This is a genomic window from Methylobacterium sp. WL6 (assembly GCF_008040095.1).
Classification (GTDB): domain Bacteria; phylum Pseudomonadota; class Alphaproteobacteria; order Rhizobiales; family Beijerinckiaceae; genus Methylobacterium.
The window spans coordinates 1-2,654 of sequence record NZ_VRVH01000454.1; the positions used below are offsets into that span (position 1 = coordinate 1).

Consider the following 2,654-nt stretch of genomic DNA (forward strand, 5'->3'; position numbering starts at 1 on the left):
CGCCATGCCTGTCGAGACCGGGTCGCCGAAGCCGAGGCGACGGGCCCCGCAGCCGCCCCGGCCCCGGCGCCGCCCCCGAGCGCGGCAAGACCCATCCCGGCGCCGTGCCGTCGCCGATGGTCGGCACCGCCTACCTGCGCCCCTCGCCCGAGGCGAAGGCCTTCGTCGAGGTCGGCTCCCGGGTCGAGGTCGGCGACAAGCTGCTGCTGATCGAGGCGATGAAGACCTTCAACGAGATCGTCGCGCCCCGCGCCGGCACGGTGGCCGCGATCTTCGTCGAGGACGGGCAGCCGGTCGAGTACGGCGAAGCCCTGATCGTCATCGAGTAGTCGGGCGCGCCTGTCCCCACCCGAACCGCGCACCCTCCGCTCGAAAGCGCCCCTGCCATGTTCGACAAGATCCTGATCGCCAACCGCGGCGAGATCGCGCTTCGCATCCTCCGGGCGTCGAAGGAGCTCGGCATCAAGACCGTGGCGGTGCACTCGACGGCCGACGCCGACGCGATGCACGTGCGGCTCGCCGACGAGAGCGTCTGCATCGGCCCGCCGGCCGCCCGCGACAGCTACCTCAACATCCCCTCGATCATCGCCGCCTGCGAGATCACCGGCGCCGACGCGGTCCATCCCGGCTACGGCTTCCTCTCGGAGAACGCGCGCTTCGCCGAGGTGCTGGCCCACCACGAGATCGGCTTCATCGGCCCCAAGGCCGAGCACATCCGGATCATGGGCGACAAGATCGAGGCCAAGCGCACCGCGCTCAAGCTCGGCATCCCGTGCGTGCCCGGCTCCGACGGCGGCATCGAGGACCCGGAGGAGGCCAAGCGCGTCGCCGCCGAGATCGGCTACCCGGTGCTGGTCAAGGCGGCGGCCGGCGGCGGCGGGCGCGGCATGAAGGTGGCGCGCTCGGAAGCCGAGCTGAGCCAAGCGCTCGGCATGGCCCGCTCCGAGGCCAAGGCGGCGTTCGGCGACGACGCGGTCTACCTGGAGAAGTACCTCACCAACCCGCGCCACATCGAGGTGCAGGTGCTGGGCGACGGCCGCGGCGGCGCGGTGCACCTGGCCGAGCGCGACTGCTCGCTCCAGCGCCGGCACCAGAAGGTCTGGGAGGAGGGCGGCTCGCCCGCGCTCAACGAGGCGATGCGGGCCGAGATCGGCGAGATCTGCGCCGACGCGATGCGCAAGCTCGGCTACCTCGGCGCCGGCACCGTCGAGTTCCTGTACGAGGACGGGCGGTTCTACTTCATCGAGATGAACACGCGGATCCAGGTGGAGCATCCCGTCACCGAGATGATCACCGGCATCGACCTCGTGATCGAGCAGATCCGGGTCGCGGCCGGCGGCGCCCTGTCGGTGGCGCAGGGCGACATCAAGGTCGAGGGGCACGCCATCGAGTGCCGCATCAACGCCGAGCACCCGGCGACCTTCCGGCCCTCGCCCGGCCTCATCACCTACTACCACCCGCCCGGCGGCCTCGGCGTGCGCGTCGACTCGGCCGCCTTCCAGGGCTACCGCGTGCCGCCGCACTACGATTCGCTGATCGGCAAGCTCATCGTCCACGGCCGCACCCGCAACGAGTGCCTGATGCGCCTGCGCCGGGCGCTCGACGAGTTCGTCATCGACGGCGTCGACACCACGCTGCCGCTGTTCCGCACCCTGGTGCGCAACCCCGACGTCCAGAACGGCGCCTACGACATCCACTGGCTCGAGCATTTCCTGGAGGGGGGCGGCCTCGACGCCTGATCTCGTCGCGGCGGATCGGCGCGAAACCGGTCTTCGGCAGGCCCGTGCGGGGCTCGAGCCGGGCCCGAATCCAGGATCCCGCGGGGATGATCCGGATGCGATGCGGGGCGTCGGCCGGTGGAACCGGAACGGAAGCGCCCGCCGCCCGTTGCTCGGTCCCATCGCACGCCATCGAAACGGATCTCCATGCGCCTCGCATCCCTCGCCCTCGTCGGCGCCCTGATCTCCGGCCCCGCCCTCGCCCAGGATGCCGGCAACGTCGGCCAGCCCTCGCGCGCCGTGCCCCAGGCCGGCCAGACCACCGGCGGCCCGCGCGACACGGCACCCGGCGCCGGCGGCGCGATGACCACCGGCAGCACCGCCATCCGCCCGGCCGGCGAGATGGGCGCGACCCCCGGCGCCGGTGCCGTCGACTCCGCCAAGGGCGGCAACGCCGACCAGACCAACAAGATGGCCCCCAACGCCGGCGCCACCTCGGGCGGCCCCGCCCGCTGAATCGCTCCGCCCGTCGCGGATCGTGAGGCCGGTTCCCGGAAGGGAGCCGGCCTTTTCGTTTTCCCGTCCTTCGCTGCGGCGACCCGGACAGATCGTTCGAGGCGCCGACCGGCCCCCTCTCCCGCACGGGAGAGGGGACCTGCGTTGTTTCCGGCCGCGACGCGGACGCATGACGGCCGGCGCGGTGGGCAGCGCAAGCCCGCCGCACCACCCAGGCTGGACATCCCACCGCCGCCGGACTGGAATGGCCGCATCAGGCGAAGGCCGGCACGGGAGGCGACGATGTCCGATCCGATCGTGATCGCGGGGGCGGCGCGCACGCCGATGGGCGCGTTCCAGGGGGAGCTGGCGCGCGTGGCGGCCCCGGAGCTCGGCGCCGCGGCGATCCGCGCGGCGGTGGCGCGGGCCGGGCTTCCCGCC

The 2,654-nt window shown here is 73.0% G+C and carries 3 protein-coding genes and 1 pseudogene; all 4 read left to right on the plus strand.

What is annotated here, in order from left to right; translation table 11 throughout:
- Positions 1-329, plus strand: a 329-nt coding sequence (locus FV230_RS27085; RefSeq protein WP_348642168.1) for a biotin/lipoyl-containing protein, incomplete at its 5' end; no start/stop codon positions are given.
- A 57-nt stretch (positions 330-386) separates the two neighbouring features.
- On the plus strand, positions 387-1,739 hold the full coding sequence (gene accC, locus FV230_RS27090) for an acetyl-CoA carboxylase biotin carboxylase subunit (RefSeq protein WP_147729490.1): 1,353 nt from the start codon (positions 387-389) through the stop codon (positions 1,737-1,739).
- 186 nt (positions 1,740-1,925) lie between these two features.
- Positions 1,926-2,234 (plus strand): hypothetical protein, encoded by a 309-nt coding sequence (locus FV230_RS27095; protein WP_147844574.1) that lies wholly within the window; start codon positions 1,926-1,928, stop codon positions 2,232-2,234.
- 282 nt (positions 2,235-2,516) lie between these two features.
- Positions 2,517-2,654 (plus strand): annotated as a pseudogene (locus FV230_RS27100) (acetyl-CoA C-acetyltransferase); the annotation flags it as partial.

Coding starts and splice junctions, on each gene's coding strand:
- accC (WP_147729490.1), top strand. CDS start 387: ATGTTCGACAAGATCCTGATCGCCAACCGCGGCGAGATCGCGCTTCGC.
- FV230_RS27095 (WP_147844574.1), top strand. CDS start 1,926: ATGCGCCTCGCATCCCTCGCCCTCGTCGGCGCCCTGATCTCCGGCCCC.